We start from the raw sequence: 16,877 nt of genomic DNA on the forward strand, positions 1-16,877 counted from the left end.
GATGACGATCGCAGAGCATCAGATGACGGACTATCTGGAGGCAGCCGCCCACCCTGCTTCCGATGCCGGCGCGCGCACGTCCGCGGGAACCTTCGGCACGGTCGACCGCTGGCTCGGCGCAGTGGTCGAGACCATTGCAGCCGGCCTCGTGCTGGCCGAGATCGGCATCATGCTCGCCGGCGTCGTCATGCGCTACGTCTTCCATAATCCGCTGGTCTGGTCGGACGAGCTGGCCTCGATCCTGTTTCTCTGGCTCTCGATGTTGGGCGCGGTGATCGCGCTCCGCCGGGGCGAGCATATGCGCATGACGGGGCTCGTCAGCCATGTTGGCCCGGGCGCGCGCGCCTTGCTCGACACGATCGCGGCGGTGGCGCCGCTGGCCTTGCTGGCGCTGATACTGCATCCGGCCTTCGACTATGCGAGCGAGGAGCAAATCATCGTCACCCCGGCGCTGGAGATCAGCAACGCCTGGCGTGCATCGGCGATCCCCGTCGGCATGACCCTGATGACCGTCGTCGCCGCGATCCGTCTCGCGACGCATCACCGCCCTGCGCTGGTCATTGCGGCCTTTGCCACCACCGCTGTCCTGATCGCCGCATTCTGGATGGCCGGACCGCTCCTCGCCCCGCTCGGACGCTACAACCTCATCATCTTCTTCGTCGGCGTGGTCGCAGCCAACGTGTTCGTCGGCGTACCGATCGCCTTCTCCTTTGCGCTCGCGACCTTCGGCTATCTCGCGCTGACGACGAGCGTGCCGATGATGGTGATGGTCGGCCGCCTCGACGAGGGCATGTCGCATCTGATCCTGCTCGCGGTGCCGCTGTTCATTTTCCTTGGCGCGCTGATCGAGATGACCGGCATGGCGCGGGCCATGATCCAGTTCCTGGCGAGCCTGCTCGGGCATGTCAGGGGCGGACTGTCCTACGTGCTGATCGGCGCCATGTATCTCGTCTCCGGCATTTCAGGCTCGAAGATCGCCGACATGGCCGCGATCGCGCCGGTGCTGCTGCCGGAAATGCAGCGGCGCGGCGCCAAGCCCGGCGACCTCGTCGCACTGCTGTCGGCCACCGGCGCACAGACCGAGACCATTCCGCCGAGCATCGTGCTGATCACCATCGGCTCGGTGACCGGCGTCTCGATCGCCGCACTGTTCACGGGCGGGCTGCTGCCGGCACTTGTCGTCGGCGGCGCGCTCTGCGTGGTGGTGTGGCGGCGCTATCGGCACGAGGATCTCAGTCACGTGCAGCGCGCCTCGAAGCGCGAGATTGCCAAGCTCACGATGGTCGCCCTGCCCGCCATCCTGCTGCCTTTCGTGATCCGCGCCGCCGTGGTCGAAGGCGTTGCCACCGCCACGGAGGTCTCGACCATCGGCATCGCCTACGCCGTTCTGATGGGCCTTCTGGTCTACCGCCAGTTTCCCTGGCGGCGGCTGAAACCCATGCTGGTCGAAACAGCATCGCTGACGGGCGCGATCATTTTCATCATCGGCTGCGCCACAGCCATGGCCTGGGGGCTGACGCAGTCCGGCTTCTCGCAGCAGCTGGCGAAGGCGATGGCGGCAATCCCCGGTGGCGCCTACGGCTTCCTCGCGATCTCGATCGTTGCGTTCGTGGTGCTCGGCAGCGTGCTCGAAGGGATTCCGGCGATCGTGCTGTTCGGCCCGCTGCTGTTTCCGATCGCCAAGCAGGCCGGCGTGCACGAGGTGCACTACGCGATGGTCGTGATCCTCGCGATGGGCATCGGCCTGTTCGCGCCGCCCTTCGGCGTCGGTTACTACGGCGCCTGTGCGATCAGCAAGATATCGCCGGACGAAGGCCTCAAGCACATCTGGGGCTATGTCGCCGCGCTCTTCATCGGCCTCGCCGTCGTCGCCGCCATGCCGTGGCTGTCGATCGGCTTCCTCAAATTCTGAACAATGGGAATCATGCAATGAGCCGTTTTTTTGGCGAGATCCGGCAGGCCGGCTACGTCGTCGACGACATCGAGAAGGCCATGGATTATTGGAGCCGCGAACTCGGCATCGGGCCGTGGTTCTACAATCCGCGCGTCCCGATCGTGAACTATCGCTATCGCGGCAAGGCCTATGAGCCGCACAATTCGGTGGCGCTTGCGAATTCGGGGCCGTTGCAGATGGAGCTGATCCAGATCCGCAACGATGCACCGTCGATGTATGCCGACTTCCTCAAAGCCGGGCACAAGGGCTTGCAGCACGTCGCCTACTGGACCGAAGATTACGATGCTGATCTCTCGCGTCTCGAAGCCGAGGGATTCAAGCCGGTCATGAGCGGCGAAGTCGGTGCGCGCGGACGATTCGTCTATTTCGACACGGAATACCATCCGGGAACGGTGATCGAATTGTCCGAGGTCGCAGGCCCCAAGGGCAAGATGTTCGACCTCATCCGCGAGGCGGCCAAGGATTGGGACGGACGCGACCCCGTACGGCCGTTTCCCGATCTCACAAAGCTCTAGATTGTCTGTGATCCCGTGACGGCAAATCCTGTTCGCATCGAAGCCGACTACCTGATCGAAACGCCGGTCCATCCGCGTCTTGCCGCCGCAACGATGGCGGGCGAGCAGTCGAGCGGAACATTCGTCGCGGTGCCTGGCGAGACGCCCGAGTTGAAAGCGCGCGCAGCCGCGCGCGTCGAGAGTATCGAGCTGCTTGATACAACGTCCGCACCATCGCTCCCGGTCGCGCGGCCGATCAATCCGGACGGCCCCTGGCATCGCGCGCGCGTGACGCTGGCTTGGCCACTCGACAACATCGGCGCGTCGCTGCCCAATCTGGTTACGGCGGTCGCCGGAAATCTCTGGGAACTTCGCCAGCTCACCGGCCTACGGCTGCTCGACCTGCGGCTTCCGCTCGCCTTCGCCTCCGCCTATCCCGGGCCGAAGTTCGGCATCGCCGGCACACGCGAGCTCGCCGGCGTCAGCGGTCGTCCGCTGATCGGCACCATCATCAAGCCGAGCGTCGGGCTCAGCCCGGTCGAGACGGCCGACCTCGTCGCCACGCTGTGCGAGGCCGGCATCGACTTCATCAAGGATGACGAGCTGCAATCGGACGGCGCCTATTGCCCATTCGACGAGCGGGTGCGCGCCGTGATGCGCGTCGTCAACGAACACGCCGATCGCACCGGCAAGAAGGTCATGATCGCCTTCAACCTGACCGGCGAGATCGACCAGATGCGCCGCCGCCACGATCTGGTGCTCAGCGAAGGCGGCACCTGCGTGATGGCGAGCATCAACTCGGTCGGACTCGCCGGCATGATCGAACTCGGCCGCCACACGCAACTTCCCGTTCATGCGCATCGCAACGGCTGGGGCGCGTTGAACCGTCATCCCGCGCTTGGCTGGGATTATACGGCGTGGCACAAGATCTGGCGGCTTGCCGGCGCCGACCACATGCATGTCAACGGCATCGGCAACAAGTTCAGCGAGACCGATGACAGCGTGATCACTTCCGCAAGGGCCGCGCTGACGCCGATGTTCGCGCATAAGCCGTGCATCGCGATGCCTGTGTTCTCGTCAGGCCAGTCGCCGGCGCAGGCCGCACCCACCTGGCGCGCGCTGGGCTCGACCGATCTGATCTTCGCCGCCGGCGGCGGCATTCTCGCTCATCCCAACGGCCCCGCCGCAGGCGTCGCCGATCTGCGCGCGGCGTGGGACACGGCGATCGCAGGCCAGCCATGAGCGGCACACCAGCCCTGCCCGACGGCCCACTCGTAGCGTTCTATGGCGACGATTACACCGGATCGTCGGCGGCGATGGAGGCCCTCACCTTCGCGGGCCTTCCGACAATTCTGTTCCTCGAACCTCCGACGCCTCAACGCCTCGCGGCCTCCAGGCAGTTCCGTGGCATCGGCATCGCCGGCACAGCACGCGCGAAGGATCCGGCCTGGATGGAGCAAAATCTTCCGCCGGTCTTCGACGTGCTCGCAGACATCGGCGCGCCGATCGCGCACTACAAGGTGTGCTCGACCTTCGATTCCGCACCGCATATCGGCTCGATCGGACGCGCGATCGACCTCGCCGCGCCACGGCTCGGCGGCACCTGGCATCCGCTCCTCGTCGGTTCGCCGGCAATGGGCCGCTATCAGATGTTCGGACATCTGTTCGCGACGGTGAACGGCGTCGGCCATCGCCTCGACCGTCACCCGACGATGTCGCGCCATCCGGTGACGCCGATGGACGAGTCCGATCTTGGCCGGCACCTCGCGCGCCAGACCGCGCGATCGATAGGGCTGATCGACTTCGTCACGATGGCCAATGGCGGCGCGGATCAGGCGCTCGAGCGCGCGCGAGCCGCCGGCATCGAGATCATCTCACTCGACGTGCTCGACCAGGCGTCGCTGACCGAATCCGGCCGCCTCATCTGGGAACATCGCGGGAAACGGCTCTTTGTCGCCGGCTCTCAGGGCGTCGAGCAGGCACTGGTCGCCTATTGGCGTTCGGCGGGCCTGATTCCCGACAGCAAGCCCGATCTGCGCCTTGCCGGCGTGAAGCGCATCGCCTGCGTGTCGGGCTCCTGCTCGCCCGTCACCGCCGGACAGATCGCTCATGCCGCAAAGAACGGCTTTGATATCGAACGGATCGATGCTGCACGCGCTGTCGACGCGGCGGAATGGGCCAAAGAAATCGGCCGGGCGATCGAGCGCGGGCTCGCGGCGCTCTCGTCCGGACGCGATGCGCTCCTGATCACCGCAAGCGGCCCCGACGATCCGGCGATCGGTGCGCTCAACGCGGCGGTCAAGGCAAGCGGCGCAACGGCGGCCGCGGTGAACGACCGCATCGGCGCCGGGCTGGGCCAGGCGCTGGACTCCATTCTCGAAGCGGCGCGACTTCAACGCGCCGTGGTCGCCGGCGGGGACACGTCCGGCCAGGTGCTACAGGCCATGGGCATCTATGCGTTAACTGCGATCGCCCCGCTCGCGGTGGGGGCACCGCTCTGCCGCGCATCATCGGATCGCACGCATGCGAGAATCGAGATCGCGCTAAAGGGCGGACAGGTGGGCGAAGTCGATCTGTTTTGCCGCGCGAGAGACGGGTTCGGAATGTCGGGCGCTTCTACAGCGCCGTCGCAGGTAACTTGAGCTCTCGCGCCAATCCCTCATGGGCACGACAGAAAATCGATAACCCAGATACTTCCAATGCTTACCGATGCAAGAGAATGTGCCGTTTGAACGTGTTGCCGCACCTCCTAGCGACGGCAATCCCATCTACGCGCGCGTGATCGGCGAGCTCGGAGAAAATCTCACAAGATGTGACGCGCTTCATATCGACGACGGGAATTGAGGCTTACGCCTTGGTCTCTGGACGCAACTTCAAACGGATATGACGCATGAAACGGTTCCTGTTTTCCATGGTCGTTGCGGTTGTCGCGATCGGCGCAGCTTCGAGCGTGCTCAGATCACACGTGCTCTCCCCCTCCCGGCACACTGGCATGCCGTCCGTCGGAGAGCTGCAGACGCAACGCTCGGGCACGTTACCCGACCAAGAGATCGAGGACCGCTCCGTTGTGTTTGCCAAGGAGCGGACGCAATAGGGCCCGCGCCAGCGTCTCTCGTTCATTCCGCCGCAGCGGTTGCGGATCGCGACCGTTTGCCGTCCGATCCGGTCCGCGCCATCTGCTCGTCGAGCCAGAGGCTATGGTGTTCGCGTGCCCAGTTGAGATCGACGTCACCCGAGCCCATGGCTTCGAAGGCGCCCTCCATTCCGATCGTGCCAATATAGATGTGCGCCAGCATCGCGGCGACGAACAAAACGCCGACGATGGCGTGAACGACCTGGGCCATCTGCATGCCTTCGATACCCGTGGTGTAGAACGGGAACATGAGGACATAGCCGCTCGCAGCGATCAGCCCTCCGCCGATGACGACAATCCAGTAGATCGCCTTCTGCCCGGCGTTGAACCGATAGGCCGGCGGATGATCATGGCCCAACATGCCGCCTCCGCGCTTCGCCCACTCGATATCCACCTTGTTCGGGATGTTGCCGGCGATCCACATCAGAAAGATCAAGACCACGCCGACGGTGAATGGGAAGCTCAGATAGTTGTGGGCGTACTTCGCCCATTGCGACCATTCGGAGAAAGCTTCGAAGCCGATCAACGGCAAGAGCAGCGGCCGTCCAAAGGTAATGTTCAATCCGGAGATCGCCAGAATGATGAAGCAGGTCGCGGTCATCCAGTGCACGAAACGCTCATAGACGTTGAAGCGCACGACCGTGCGGCCCGACCGTCCACTTTCCAGACGAACCATGCCGCGCGTCAGATAGAAGATCACGATCGTCGCGAGCATGCCGATAATGGCAACGCCGCCGATCCAGCGCAGGATCACGGTACGGAATTCGCGCCATTCGCGCCCCTGCGGCTGCACCAGCACACTGGAGCGTTGGTCGGGGATGCTGACGCGGCCCTGGATGCGGTCGAATTCCTGCAACAACTGCTGCTCCCTCACCGAGCTCGCGGTCGGGTTGACCTGCTGGGCGCACACCGGGACCGGCGCCGCCATGACGAGCAGGAGCAGAGCCCAGGTGCCGAAGGCAAGCCGAACGAACTTTCCACATGACACCATGAGGTCCTCCTGGATGTTCTCCGTCGCAACTCGCATCAGGACTCGATCGTCTCGCGATAGGCCGTCTTCCAGCCCCAGGCACCTGAGCCGTAGCCGCGTTTCAGCACGCGCTCCTTGTAGATCTGAGCGATGATCTCGCCGTCGCCAGCGAGCAGCGACTTCGTCGAGCACATCTCGGCGCAGAGCGGCAGCTTGCCTTCGGCAAGCCGGTTCGCGCCGTATTTCTCGTATTCCTCCTTACTGCCATCGGCTTCCGGGCCGCCGGCGCAATAGGTGCATTTGTCCATCTTGCCGCGCGAGCCGAAATTACCGACCTTCGGATATTGCGGCGCGCCGAACGGACAGGCGTAGAAGCAGTAACCGCAGCCGATGCAGAGGTCCTTGGAGTGCAGAACCACGCCGTCGGCGGTGGTATAGAAGCAGTTCACCGGGCACACTGCCGCGCAGGGCGCGTCCGTGCAGTGCATGCAGGCCATCGAGACTGAGCGTTCGCCAGGCTTACCGTCATTGATGGTGACGACGCGTCGCCGGTTGATGCCCCAGGGCACCTCGTGCTCGTTCTTGCAAGCGGTGACGCAGGCATTGCATTCGATGCAACGGTCGGCGTCGCAGAGGAATTTCATACGTGCCATCGTCGTTGCTCCTATGCCGCCGCGATCTGGCAGAGAGTGACCTTGGGCTCCTGCATGCCTGTCGCGGGATCGTAGCCGTAGGTGGTGATCGTGTTGGCGCTTTCGCCGAGCACGATCGGGTCGGTCCCCTTCGGATAGTTGCCGCGAAGGTCTCTGCCTGCGAGCCAACCGCCGAAGTGGAAGGGCATCCAGGCAACTCCCTTGCCGACACGCTCGGTGACGAGCGCCTTCATCCGCGCCCTGGAATTGTTCTCCGCGCCCGTGACCCAGACCCAGCCGCCGTCCTTGACGCCGCGGTCGGCGGCATCGGCAGGATTGATCTCGATGAACATGTCCTGCTGCAATTCGGCGAGCCACGGGTTCGTGCGGGTCTCCTCGCCGCCGCCCTCATATTCGACCAGACGGCCGGACGACAGGATGAGCGGGAACTGTTTTGCAATTCCCTTCTCCACCGCCGCCTTCTGCACCGAGAACCCGATGTTGGGCATGCGGAACTGCTTGGCGTCGGGTAGCGCCGGATATTTGGCGACGAGGTCGACGCGCGGCGTGTAGATCGGCTCGCGGTGGACCGGAATGGGATCGGGCAAGCCGAAGGCATTCATCCGCGCCTTGCCGTTGCCGTACGGCACGCAACCATGCGCCAGCGCCACGCGCTGGATACCCCCCGACAGGTCGAGCGACCACGACACCGTGTCTGGATTGGCGGGATTGATCTTGTTGATCGTTGCCATCTCCGCTTCGGTGAGCTCGCTGTCCCAGCCGAGCTTCTTCAGGCTCGCCAGCGTGAACTCCGGATAGCCGTCCTGGATCCCCGATCCCAGCGAGTACGAGCCGTCGGCGAGCAGGCTCACTTTCCGCGTCGTGCCGTCCGGCAGCTTCTCCTCGCGCTCGATGCCGAAGCGTGGGCGGAACGTGCCGCCGCCATCCATCACATGCAGATTGGTGTTGTAAAGCAGCGGCGTGCCGGGATGCTTGACCTCCGGCGATCCCCAGCATGGCCAGGGCAGACCGTAATAGTCGCCGCCGACCTCGGGATCGTCCTTCGGCGCCCGCATCGTCAGCAGGTCGAACTTCGCCTGGTTCTTCATGTGCGCCTTGAGGCGCTCCGGCGATTGCCCGCAATAGCCGGTCGACCAGCTACCGCGGTTCATCTCGCGCAACACATCCTCCGCCTCGGGCAGATTGTTCTCGACCTTGATGTTCTTGAACATCTGGTCGGCGAATCCGAACTTCTTCGCCAAGCGATAGATGATCTCGAGATCATCCTTCGACTCGAAGATCGGCTTCACGATCTGCTCGCCCCATTGCAACGAGCGGTTCGAGGCCACCCGCGACCCCTTGCACTCGAATTGTGTGGCGACCGGGAGGATGTAGACGCCATCCTTGCGTCCGGCTTCGACCGAGAGCGAGGCCCAGGTCGTCGGATGCGGGTCGGCGATGACGAGCAGCTCGAGTGCCTTCAGGCCATTCAGTGATTCCGGAATGCGGGTGATGCTGTTGGAGGCGTGTCCCTGCACGAACACAGCCTTCACATTGTCCTTCTGCGCCACCTGATCCTTCGGCAGCGTCACCGCTTCGAACCAGCGGGTCAGCGGAATGCCGGGAGTTTCCATGATCTGCTTGGTATCGAAGCGCGACTTCAGGAAATCGTAGTCGACCTCCCAAACCCGCGACCAGTGCTTCCAGGCGCCTTCCGCGAGGCCGTAGTAGAACGGCAGCGTGACGATATCGAGCCCGACATCGGTCGCGCCCTGCACGTTGTCGTGGCCACGGAAGATGTTGGCTCCCATGCCAGCTCCGCCGACATTGCCTGTCATCAGAAGCGCGATGCAGCTCGCCCGCACGTTGGCGGTGCCGACCGTCTTCTGCGTCTGCCCCATGGCCCAGATCAGCGTCGCGGGCTTCTCGGTGGCAAACATCTTGGCGACGCGCTTGAGCTGCTCGCCGGGAATGCCGGTCACGCGCTCGACCTCTTCCGGAGGCCACTTCTCCACTTCCTTGCGGAGATCGTCGAATCCGTAGACACGCTGCCGGATGAACTCCTTGTCCTCCCAACCGTTCTGGAGAATGTGCCACATGATGCCGTAGAGCACCGGGATGTCGGTGCCTGGCCGCATGCGCACGTACTCTGTCGCGTGTGCGGCGGTGCGCGTCAGGCGCGGGTCGATGACGATGAAGTTGGCCTTCTGCAGCTCCTTGCCTTCGAGCAGGTGTTGCAGCGATACCGGATGCGCCTCGGCCGGATTGCCGCCCAAAATGACCTGCGTCTTCGCATTGCGGATATCATTGTAACTGTTGGTCATCGCACCGTAGCCCCAGGTGTTGGCGACGCCGGTGACGGTCGTTGAATGGCAGATGCGGGCCTGATGATCGGTGTTGTTGGTTCCCCAGAACGCGCCGAGCTTGCGGAACAGATAGGCTCCCTCGTTGGTCATCTTGGCCGAGCCGAGCCAGTAGACGGAATCGGGGCCGGACTTCTCACGCACGGCCTGAAGCTTGTCGCCGATTTCGTTGATCGCGGTGTCCCAGGAAACGCGGGTCCACTGCCCGCCCACAAGCTTCATCGGGTAGCGTAGCCGCCGCTCGCTATGCACGAGCTCGCGCACGGAGGCGCCTTTGGCACAATGCGAGCCGCGATTGATCGGGGAGTCCCAGCTCGGCTCCTGGCCGATCCACACCCCGTTCAGGACCTCCGCTGTCACCGTGCATCCGACCGAACAGTGGGTGCAAATGCTCTTGCGGATGGTCGCGCCTGCAGTGAGCGGCCCGGCAGCGGCCGCTTCTGCCTTGCGCACGCTGCCAATCGGCAGAGTGCCAAGAGCTGCGAGCGCGCCGCCGGCAAGACCGGATTTGCGCAGGAAATTGCGGCGGTCGAGACCGCTAGCCTGACCCGCAAGGGACTCCGCGACGGAGCCGTGGCGTGAAGAATGCTGGTGTGTTCGCCTGGTCAGCACGGTCAGCCTCCCTTGGCCGGATAACGGTTGACGCGATAAAAGGCCTTGACGTGATCAGTTTCCTTGTAGCGAGCCTTTCGCTTCTCATCGTTGGTTTCGCTATCGGCCTGCGCGGGGCCGACCAGAGGCATCGCGAGCGTCGCACCGGCGCCGACCGTGCCGATTCCGACCTTGCGCAAGAAGGCACGGCGCGCGTTTGTGGTTTTCCCGTTTTCACTCATCGCATCTCTCCTGGACCTGCACGTGCGGCTCAGTTGGCGAACGTGAATGCTTCCGTCTCGATCTCGATGAAGGCGCGACCGAACGCGCCGACCGCACGATAGAAGGTGGCGCTCTCTGCTCTCTCGATATCGGCGAACAGCCGCCCCATCCAGGGAGCAACGTGTTTCTCGAAGAAGGCGCGCTGTACGTCAGACGACGCCTCGAAGCGGCCGCCGGCAAAGCCTGCCATGATCTCGCACAGGATGGCCGCGTGATCTTCCGGCTCCGAATTGTTCGCGACGCGTTCGATTCCCAACGCAGCAAGATCGGCGCGCAGGCGTGACAGCGGCCGCTCGTTGAGAAAGCCGGTCAGATAGTAGGAGGCATAGGGCAAGACCTCGCCGCGGCCGAGCCCGACGAACAGGTCGAAATATTCGCGTTCGACCTTCGCTGCGTCGGACTCGGCGGCGGCTGCGGCTAGCGCAGCATGCGCGCGCCCGAGCGGCGTCGCGTCGCCCGACAATCTGGTCAGTTGGTCGAGGAGCCATTCTGACGGCGCCGCGGACAAGAATGTCGCCAGCAGCCGATATTCCTGCGCACGCGCCGCATCGACGGGGTCAATCGGCTCTTCGGACAAGAGCGGCTCGCCATACAGATCAGGCCGCAAGTCACTGCGCGATACGCCGGTGACAGCTTCGACTGCAATCACCCGTTGTGCGGGTATCTTGCTCCAGTTCGAAACGGAAGGCTGGCTGATCCCGATTTTGCGCGCAAGCTGGGCAACGCCGCCAGCGGCGTCAATGGCGCGATCGAGACCATCATCACGCATATGGACCTCCATCAAAGTCCCAAATGCTTGATTTTGCTTTTGTTACAAAGCGCTAGACGAAGCGTAGTCCCGGTTCCGCGGAGGGTCAATCGCCTCCCATAGCCTGAGGCTATGGTCTTTCGTCGGGTCCCTGGCGGGGCAATGCACCACCATGCGTGCGGCGCCGAACCGAGACTCGTTCGCTTTCGGTGCTTACAACGTGCGTTGGTTGCGTTGCGGAAGGAACCGCGGGTTCGGTGGTCGCGGCTTCTTCGGCGATGATCTCAACGTCTGGCGCCTCGGCTTGGCGCAATTCCTGCGAAGAACCCGCAACTTCAGCCGGCGTCTCGGACCGCGCCTCAGCTGACTTGCGGAGGCCGCCGACGATCCTGTCAAGGAGCGCGGCCAGCTCTCCCTCGGTGCAATCCAGCGGACCGAAGCCCGGCATCGCCGCCGGATCATTGAAGTCCCATGCATTCTCCGCAAGCCCTACGAAATCGCGAATGGTGGGATCGGCACTCCAGGCGCGACGAAGCGCCGCACGCGTCAGCTCCTGCGGAATCCCTTTGCGCAGGAAAGCCCTGACGTCCGTAGCTGATGTAATCGACTCGATCGAAGGCAGGCTCGACAGGTCGACTTCCATCTCGTCGTCCTTGATCGCGGGCGCTGGTGCACAATGCACGTCGTCGTGCATGACCTTGTCCGGCGGCGTGGCGTTCGCCCTCGCCTCCTGCTTGCGGCGGGACCACCGCGCCAGAAACTCATCTTCACTCATTCGCGTCCGCCTTCATGCTGACGGCGCGCCAGCGCCTCCGGATCGGCCTGCCGTCGCTTGCGTTTGAAGAACTCCCGTTCGACATGGAGCTCGGCAACGAAATTTTCAATCGCCTCGCGCAGCATCTCCGGCATGGGCACCGCCTCGACGAGATTGGCGCCGGCCTCGGTGAATGCCTCGCCTTCCGAGGGATCTGCGGTGGCGGCGGTCACCGAATAGGGCCAGGCGCCTTCTGCGGGCGACAACACAGTCCAAATGCTCGGACTGCCCGAAGCGAGATTGTCGCGATAGCGCGCCGTCTCGGACGGATAGAGATCGACCGTGGCACTCCCGGCGTAGAAAAGCGTCGTCCCGTCCTCTTCGCGGAGAACCGTCCACGGCTTTGTGCCCGGCTCGTCCGGCAGCACAGCAACAGCGCGCCAGACAAAGTCGGTCCACGCCGAGCCCGCCTTGTGTCGCTCGACCACGATGCCGACGGGAAAGCGGAGAAGCGGCAGCGCGGCGGGGTTCACGTCACCATCTCCAGGCGCTTGATCGGTAGCCCCGTCAGCAGATTCTGCGGCTTCATCCGAAGCTTCTGGTCCGGCGTCATCGCGAGGATGAGATAGACCGGCTCGCCTCGCAGATCGTCCATCGCCGCACTCGTGTCCGCAAACGTCAGGCGGAACAGGGCGAGCACGCGCCCGGCGCTGTGTTCGTCGAGCCGCTCGCCATGCCAGAGATTGTCGCCTATTCTCGTGGCATCGGCGTCGAGCCCGACATACCAGGTGAGCCGCGCATCATGCAACTCGCGCAGCGGCTCGACGGCGACATCGACCGCCAGCAAATGGGAGATCCAGCGCACCATCACCTGCGCCAGCGCAATTGGTCCTCGGCCACCCGCGGTGAGGTCGTACGCCATGTCGAAATGGTCGCTTCGTTGCCAATAATCACCGGCGTTCTCGTCGCGCAGCACGTCAAGCTGGCCATCGGTCATTGCCCCCAGCATCGACATCAGCGAGAGCACAGGCGTCTGGCTCTGCCCACCGACGACCTCTTCGTCGCCGAGCAGCAAGGCCTGCTCATGCGGCAGGATGCGCTGCTGACGGAAGAACAGCTCGGCCGCACGCAGCACGAGGGGGTCGTCGCAGCCATCGAGCGCATTGCGCAGGATCACGTGCACGAGCTGATTGACGAATAGCGGCGGCAGATCGTTGGCCCGCGACCGGACGGTTGCGAGGTAGGCCGCCTCAAGCGTTGGATGTCGCAAGAGGAGATCGCGAAAGGCGAGCACGAACCGCCAGTTTTCGCGTGCGTCCTCATCGGTGACCGCAGCGATCTCGTCCGCGCTGACAGCCTGGCGTGGGTCGCCGAGCAGCTCGCGGTGCAGCCTTCGTTCGACCGGACATGCATCGCGCGGCGGCATCAGCTCCGGACGGGCAAAACAGGCTTTGAGGAACTCATCGGTGACACAAAGCCCGCCGCTCTCGTCGCGATCGAGCAGATGGTGGCCGCACGCGATCCAGAAATCCTTCATCGCGGCCGCGGCTCCCGCCCCATATCGGCAAGGTGGAGATCATGGTCCGGCTCTACGTCATCCTCCACTTCCATGAACGAGAATGCCTTGCCGTGTCCCTGGCCTTCGCGCAGTTGCAACCTGCGGAACGCCTCGCGGACCTCGCCACCGCTTGCCGAGCGGTGGACAGCGATCAGCGAGCTGATCGGGTGGACGCAGAGCGATTGCACGAAGGCGATTTCCTCCTCCGCAGCAGCTCTCGCAGTCGCAACGTCCGGCGCGCCAAAGCGATCGACGAGTTGCCTGGCGAGGAGCTCGATCAGCGCCCGGCAATCGTCCTCTGTCGCCGGGACAATCTGCGTCAGTGTCGACCAGCCCCAGGATTTCACGCCGAGGAAGCCACTCCGGAAGGCGGCGCGTGCCTTGCCGGTCAACTTCGCCGGATCCTGATCGCAGAAGCGGAAGGCGCCGGAGACTGCCCATTCGCCCGGCTCGGCCGCCGCGTCGAACACGAAAGTGTCGGAGGGATCGAGCGCGATGGTGCGCAAGAGTTTCATAGCCGCGGTCCTCCGAGCTTCGGATCGAGCCAGGACGGCGTAGCGAGTGCTTCGACGAGTTCGCCCCGCTCGGTCTTGTCGGTGCCGATGCGCCGTGTGAGGAGATCGCCGCGATCGTCGATCCGCTGCAGCGTTTGCCGCTCGCGAGCCAAGCGGCTCAGATAGTCGCGCGCAACGCTGTCAAAACCATCGACCCGCCAGGTGTCGATCGCCCGCATCAGGTGCCGCGCAAAGCTCTCGGTGACCTGCACGGCCCCAGCTTCGCCAAACCCCTCCTCGTCCAGCGCGGACGCAAGCGGGTGAACACCTCCCCCCTGGTCCGTCATCGCAACGGTCCGGATCATGGCGCCAAACACGAGCCAGGCCGGCGGATCGTCCTCGCGCGCGGACGACGGCCATCCCAGCCGTCCGCCACCGACCAGGCCGCCATCAATCCGGACCGCGTCGGGCCAGTCGATCGCCACCGTCTTGTTCGGCGGCGCATAGGCGCGAAGCGCATCGGTGAGCGCGACCATGCCTGCATAGAAGGCGCACCGCGCTGTGCTCAAGGATTCGCCCGGCTCGAGCACCACGGCAAATTCGGCAAGATCGAACCGCCCGACATAGACCAGCGTGCCGGCGCCGCTATCGTGTGCAATGCGGCAAGCGTGGGCAAAGGCGTCTCCCCCCTCGCGCAGCCGGACGAGCGCGAATGGCGGCGGCAGATGGATCGGTTCCGCCAGGGAAACATGGACGTTAGGGGTCGACGGCAAGGCCGCCTCCACTTTCCTTTTCTTCCCGATAGGGAATATCTATACGAGGTGCAGAAACGGCGCGAGTCCGCTCTGCGCCACACTGACGGAGGGATTCACCTGGAGCAGCCAGCGAAGACCGTCCTGATCTGCTCGTGCGAAGACACGATGCGCCTCGACACGGCCGCGATCCGGCGTGGCTGCCCCAACTGCGAGATCAGGAACTTTCGTCACCTCTGCGGCGCGGAACTCGATCATTTCCGCAACGCAGCAAAGGCAGACGGCGCGCTGACCGTCGCCTGCACGCAGCAGGCGGCGCAGTTCACCGATGAGGCCGGCGAGCGCCCTGACGGGATCACCTTCGTCAAAATCCGCGAGACGGCGGGCTGGTCGCGCGACGGCGCGCATGCGGGCGCGAAGATGGCTGCGCTGCTTGCGGCGGCAGCTATTCCCAGGCCAGACTTTCCGCTGGTCACGCTATCGAGCGACGGCGTCATCCTGATCTACGGGCGCGACGCCGCCGCGATCGACGCCGGCCGGCTGCTCGCGGACCACCTCGATGTCACCGTCATGCTCAAGCAGCCGGCAGACATCGCGCCGCCGACGGCGACGGACTTCCCGATCGTGAAGGGCACGATCCGCAACGCGCGCGGACACTTTGGCGCCTTCGAACTCATCATCGACGACTACGCCCAGCCACGCCCTTCTTCGCGCGACCGCTTCGTATTCGAAGCTCCGCGCAACGGGGCGACCTCGCGCTGCGATCTCGTGCTCGACCTCTCCGGCGAGATGCCGCTGTTTCCCGCGCACGACCTGCGCGACGGCTACCTGCGCGCAGACCCCAGAGATCCCGCCGCCGTGCTGCGGGCCGTGCTCGCCGCGCGCGATCTCGTCGGCAGCTTCGACAAGCCGAAATATGTCGACTTCACGCCCAGCCTTTGTGCGCATTCGCGCTCGAATCTGACCGGGTGCCATCGCTGCCTCGATCTGTGTCCGACCGGTGCGATCACGCCGGCCGGCGACCATGTCGCTGTCAATGCGGAAATCTGCGCCGGCTGCGGGCAGTGCGCAGCCGCCTGCCCCACGGGCGCTGCATCCTACGCGCTGCCACCGCCCGACACCCAGTTGCAGATCATGCGTGCCATCCTGCTCGCCTATCGCGAGGCCGGCGGCACGCATCCGGTGCTGCTGCTGCATGACGGTCCGCACGGCACGGCGCTGATCGACGCGCTCGCCCGTCACGGCGACGGACTGCCGGCCAACGTGCTTCCCCTCGCCGTTAATGAGCTGACACAGGTCGGGTTGGAAGCGGTCATCGCCGCGTTCGCCTACGGCGCGTCCGCCGTGCGGTTCCTGCTGCGCGCAAAGCCTCGGCACGAGGTGACCGGGCTGTCGCAGACGATCGCCTTCGCCGAACCCATTCTTGCGGGCCTCGGATTTGACGGGCACCGTGTGACCACGATCGAAACCGACGATCCCGACGCGCTCGGCGCGCAACTGCGCGAGCTCGAGATGCTTGCCGCGGTCGCGACGCCGGCAACCTTCAGGACAGTCGGCAAGCGGCGCGACCTGCTGCGATTTGCTTTGAGCGAATTGCACCGCCTAGCGCCCAAGCCCGTCGACGTGATCGCCCTGCCGCCGGGCGCGCCGATCGGCGCGGTGAGCGTCGATACGGATGGTTGCACGTTGTGCCTCTCCTGCGTCTCCGCCTGTCCGACCGGCGCACTGCGCGACGATCCCGAGCGTCCGGTGCTCAGATTCGTCGAGGATGCCTGCGTGCAATGTGGGCTGTGCCAGAGCACCTGCCCCGAAAAGGTTATCACGCTCAGGCCGCAGATCGATTTCCGCGCCGGCCGCGCGCCGGCACAAGTGATCAAGGAGGAGGAGCCTGCGCTCTGCATCCGCTGCGGTGCCGCATTCGGCGTCAAGAGTACGATCGATCGGATCGCAGCGAAGCTGGAGGGCCGGCATTGGATGTATCCGGCCGGCGACAAGCGTCTCGACGCAATCAGGATGTGCGCGGATTGCCGCGTGACCGTGATGAGCGAGCGGCAGTTCGATCCGTTCCAGTCCGTTCCGGAACGCGCGCCGCCTCGAACCACCGAGGACTATCCGCGAGGGCGGAACGGCAAGTCTTAGGATGCGAACCTGC

General features: G+C 64.6%; 16 protein-coding genes. 6 read left to right on the forward strand and 10 right to left on the reverse strand.

What is annotated here, in order from left to right; all coding sequences use genetic code 11:
- Position 1: 1 nt before the first annotated feature.
- The 5 genes from VGR99_RS25300 to VGR99_RS25320 all read left to right on the forward strand — a co-directional run bounded on the left by VGR99_RS25300 (position 2) and on the right by VGR99_RS25320 (position 5,542).
- Entirely contained in the window at positions 2–1,912 is a 1,911-nt protein-coding gene (locus tag VGR99_RS25300; RefSeq protein WP_326902299.1) for a TRAP transporter large permease subunit, read from the forward strand.
- A 17-nt stretch (positions 1,913–1,929) separates the two neighbouring features.
- A complete protein-coding gene (locus tag VGR99_RS25305) occupies positions 1,930–2,469 on the forward strand; it encodes a VOC family protein (RefSeq protein WP_326902300.1) in 540 nt (179 codons plus the stop codon).
- 15 nt (positions 2,470–2,484) lie between these two features.
- On the forward strand, positions 2,485–3,690 hold the full coding sequence (locus VGR99_RS25310) for a ribulose-bisphosphate carboxylase large subunit family protein (RefSeq protein ID WP_326902301.1): 1,206 nt from the start codon (positions 2,485–2,487) through the stop codon (positions 3,688–3,690).
- The gene (locus VGR99_RS25315; RefSeq protein WP_326902302.1) at positions 3,687–5,090 is read left to right on the forward strand and encodes a four-carbon acid sugar kinase family protein; all 1,404 of its coding nucleotides are present in this window, start codon (positions 3,687–3,689) and stop codon (positions 5,088–5,090) included. Before VGR99_RS25310 ends, VGR99_RS25315 begins: the two co-directional genes overlap by 4 nt.
- A gap of 248 nt (positions 5,091–5,338) precedes the next feature.
- Positions 5,339–5,542 (forward strand): hypothetical protein, encoded by a 204-nt coding sequence (locus tag VGR99_RS25320; RefSeq protein ID WP_326902303.1) that lies wholly within the window; start codon positions 5,339–5,341, stop codon positions 5,540–5,542.
- A gap of 22 nt (positions 5,543–5,564) precedes the next feature.
- Here VGR99_RS25320 and VGR99_RS25325 read toward each other — a convergent pair whose 3' ends face one another.
- The 10 genes from VGR99_RS25325 to VGR99_RS25370 all read right to left on the reverse strand — a co-directional run bounded on the left by VGR99_RS25325 (position 5,565) and on the right by VGR99_RS25370 (position 14,758).
- Positions 5,565–6,572: a formate dehydrogenase subunit gamma gene (locus VGR99_RS25325; protein WP_326902450.1), complete on the reverse strand. Its 1,008-nt coding sequence runs from the start codon at positions 6,570–6,572 to the stop codon at positions 5,565–5,567.
- Between the two features lie 35 nt (positions 6,573–6,607).
- Positions 6,608–7,204 carry a formate dehydrogenase FDH3 subunit beta gene (fdh3B, locus tag VGR99_RS25330; RefSeq protein WP_063688766.1) on the reverse strand — a complete coding sequence of 199 codons (597 nt, stop codon included), beginning with the start codon at positions 7,202–7,204 and terminating at the stop codon, positions 6,608–6,610.
- Between the two features lie 11 nt (positions 7,205–7,215).
- Positions 7,216–10,164 carry a formate dehydrogenase subunit alpha gene (locus VGR99_RS25335; RefSeq protein WP_414645171.1) on the reverse strand — a complete coding sequence of 983 codons (2,949 nt, stop codon included), beginning with the start codon at positions 10,162–10,164 and terminating at the stop codon, positions 7,216–7,218.
- Complete coding sequence (locus VGR99_RS25340; RefSeq protein WP_326902306.1) at positions 10,161–10,379, reverse strand: twin-arginine translocation signal domain-containing protein; 219 nt, start codon at positions 10,377–10,379, stop codon at positions 10,161–10,163. The genes VGR99_RS25335 and VGR99_RS25340 overlap by 4 nt, the downstream gene beginning before the upstream one ends.
- Before the next feature lie 29 nt (positions 10,380–10,408).
- On the reverse strand, positions 10,409–11,188 hold the full coding sequence (locus tag VGR99_RS25345) for a Cro/CI family transcriptional regulator (RefSeq protein WP_326902307.1): 780 nt from the start codon (positions 11,186–11,188) through the stop codon (positions 10,409–10,411).
- A gap of 109 nt (positions 11,189–11,297) precedes the next feature.
- Positions 11,298–11,942: a DUF3306 domain-containing protein gene (locus VGR99_RS25350; protein ID WP_326902308.1), complete on the reverse strand. Its 645-nt coding sequence runs from the start codon at positions 11,940–11,942 to the stop codon at positions 11,298–11,300.
- Positions 11,939–12,454: a DUF3305 domain-containing protein gene (locus VGR99_RS25355; protein WP_326902310.1), complete on the reverse strand. Its 516-nt coding sequence runs from the start codon at positions 12,452–12,454 to the stop codon at positions 11,939–11,941. Before VGR99_RS25355 ends, VGR99_RS25350 begins: the two co-directional genes overlap by 4 nt.
- A complete protein-coding gene (locus VGR99_RS25360; protein WP_326902311.1) occupies positions 12,451–13,458 on the reverse strand; it encodes a DUF6352 family protein in 1,008 nt (335 codons plus the stop codon). The genes VGR99_RS25355 and VGR99_RS25360 overlap by 4 nt, the downstream gene beginning before the upstream one ends.
- Positions 13,455–13,994 (reverse strand): DUF6505 family protein, encoded by a 540-nt coding sequence (locus VGR99_RS25365; RefSeq protein ID WP_326902312.1) that lies wholly within the window; start codon positions 13,992–13,994, stop codon positions 13,455–13,457. The genes VGR99_RS25360 and VGR99_RS25365 overlap by 4 nt, the downstream gene beginning before the upstream one ends.
- Positions 13,991–14,758 carry a biotin/lipoate--protein ligase family protein gene (locus tag VGR99_RS25370; protein WP_414645168.1) on the reverse strand — a complete coding sequence of 256 codons (768 nt, stop codon included), beginning with the start codon at positions 14,756–14,758 and terminating at the stop codon, positions 13,991–13,993. Before VGR99_RS25370 ends, VGR99_RS25365 begins: the two co-directional genes overlap by 4 nt.
- 135 nt (positions 14,759–14,893) lie before the next feature.
- Here VGR99_RS25370 and VGR99_RS25375 point away from each other — a divergent pair, with 135 nt between their 5' ends.
- On the forward strand, positions 14,894–16,864 hold the full coding sequence (locus tag VGR99_RS25375; protein ID WP_326902313.1) for a 4Fe-4S binding protein: 1,971 nt from the start codon (positions 14,894–14,896) through the stop codon (positions 16,862–16,864).
- Positions 16,865–16,877: the final 13 nt, after the last annotated feature.

Origin of the sequence: Bradyrhizobium sp., from assembly GCF_035935975.1 — a bacterium.
Taxonomy (GTDB): Bacteria; Pseudomonadota; Alphaproteobacteria; order Rhizobiales; family Xanthobacteraceae; genus Bradyrhizobium.

Excerpts from the sequence above, each read along its gene's own strand:
- VGR99_RS25325 (WP_326902450.1), bottom strand. The coding sequence starts at position 6,572 with ATGGTGTCATGTGGAAAGTTCGTTCGGCTTGCCTTCGGCACCTGGGCT.
- VGR99_RS25305 (WP_326902300.1), top strand. The coding sequence starts at position 1,930 with ATGAGCCGTTTTTTTGGCGAGATCCGGCAGGCCGGCTACGTCGTCGAC.
- fdh3B (WP_063688766.1), bottom strand. The coding sequence starts at position 7,204 with ATGGCACGTATGAAATTCCTCTGCGACGCCGACCGTTGCATCGAATGC.
- VGR99_RS25365 (WP_326902312.1), bottom strand. The coding sequence starts at position 13,994 with ATGAAACTCTTGCGCACCATCGCGCTCGATCCCTCCGACACTTTCGTG.
- VGR99_RS25345 (WP_326902307.1), bottom strand. The coding sequence starts at position 11,188 with ATGCGTGATGATGGTCTCGATCGCGCCATTGACGCCGCTGGCGGCGTT.
- VGR99_RS25340 (WP_326902306.1), bottom strand. The coding sequence starts at position 10,379 with ATGAGTGAAAACGGGAAAACCACAAACGCGCGCCGTGCCTTCTTGCGC.
- VGR99_RS25300 (WP_326902299.1), top strand. The coding sequence starts at position 2 with ATGACGATCGCAGAGCATCAGATGACGGACTATCTGGAGGCAGCCGCC.
- VGR99_RS25360 (WP_326902311.1), bottom strand. The coding sequence starts at position 13,458 with ATGAAGGATTTCTGGATCGCGTGCGGCCACCATCTGCTCGATCGCGAC.
- VGR99_RS25320 (WP_326902303.1), top strand. The coding sequence starts at position 5,339 with ATGAAACGGTTCCTGTTTTCCATGGTCGTTGCGGTTGTCGCGATCGGC.
- VGR99_RS25315 (WP_326902302.1), top strand. The coding sequence starts at position 3,687 with ATGAGCGGCACACCAGCCCTGCCCGACGGCCCACTCGTAGCGTTCTAT.
- VGR99_RS25375 (WP_326902313.1), top strand. The coding sequence starts at position 14,894 with ATGCGCCTCGACACGGCCGCGATCCGGCGTGGCTGCCCCAACTGCGAG.
- VGR99_RS25350 (WP_326902308.1), bottom strand. The coding sequence starts at position 11,942 with ATGAGTGAAGATGAGTTTCTGGCGCGGTGGTCCCGCCGCAAGCAGGAG.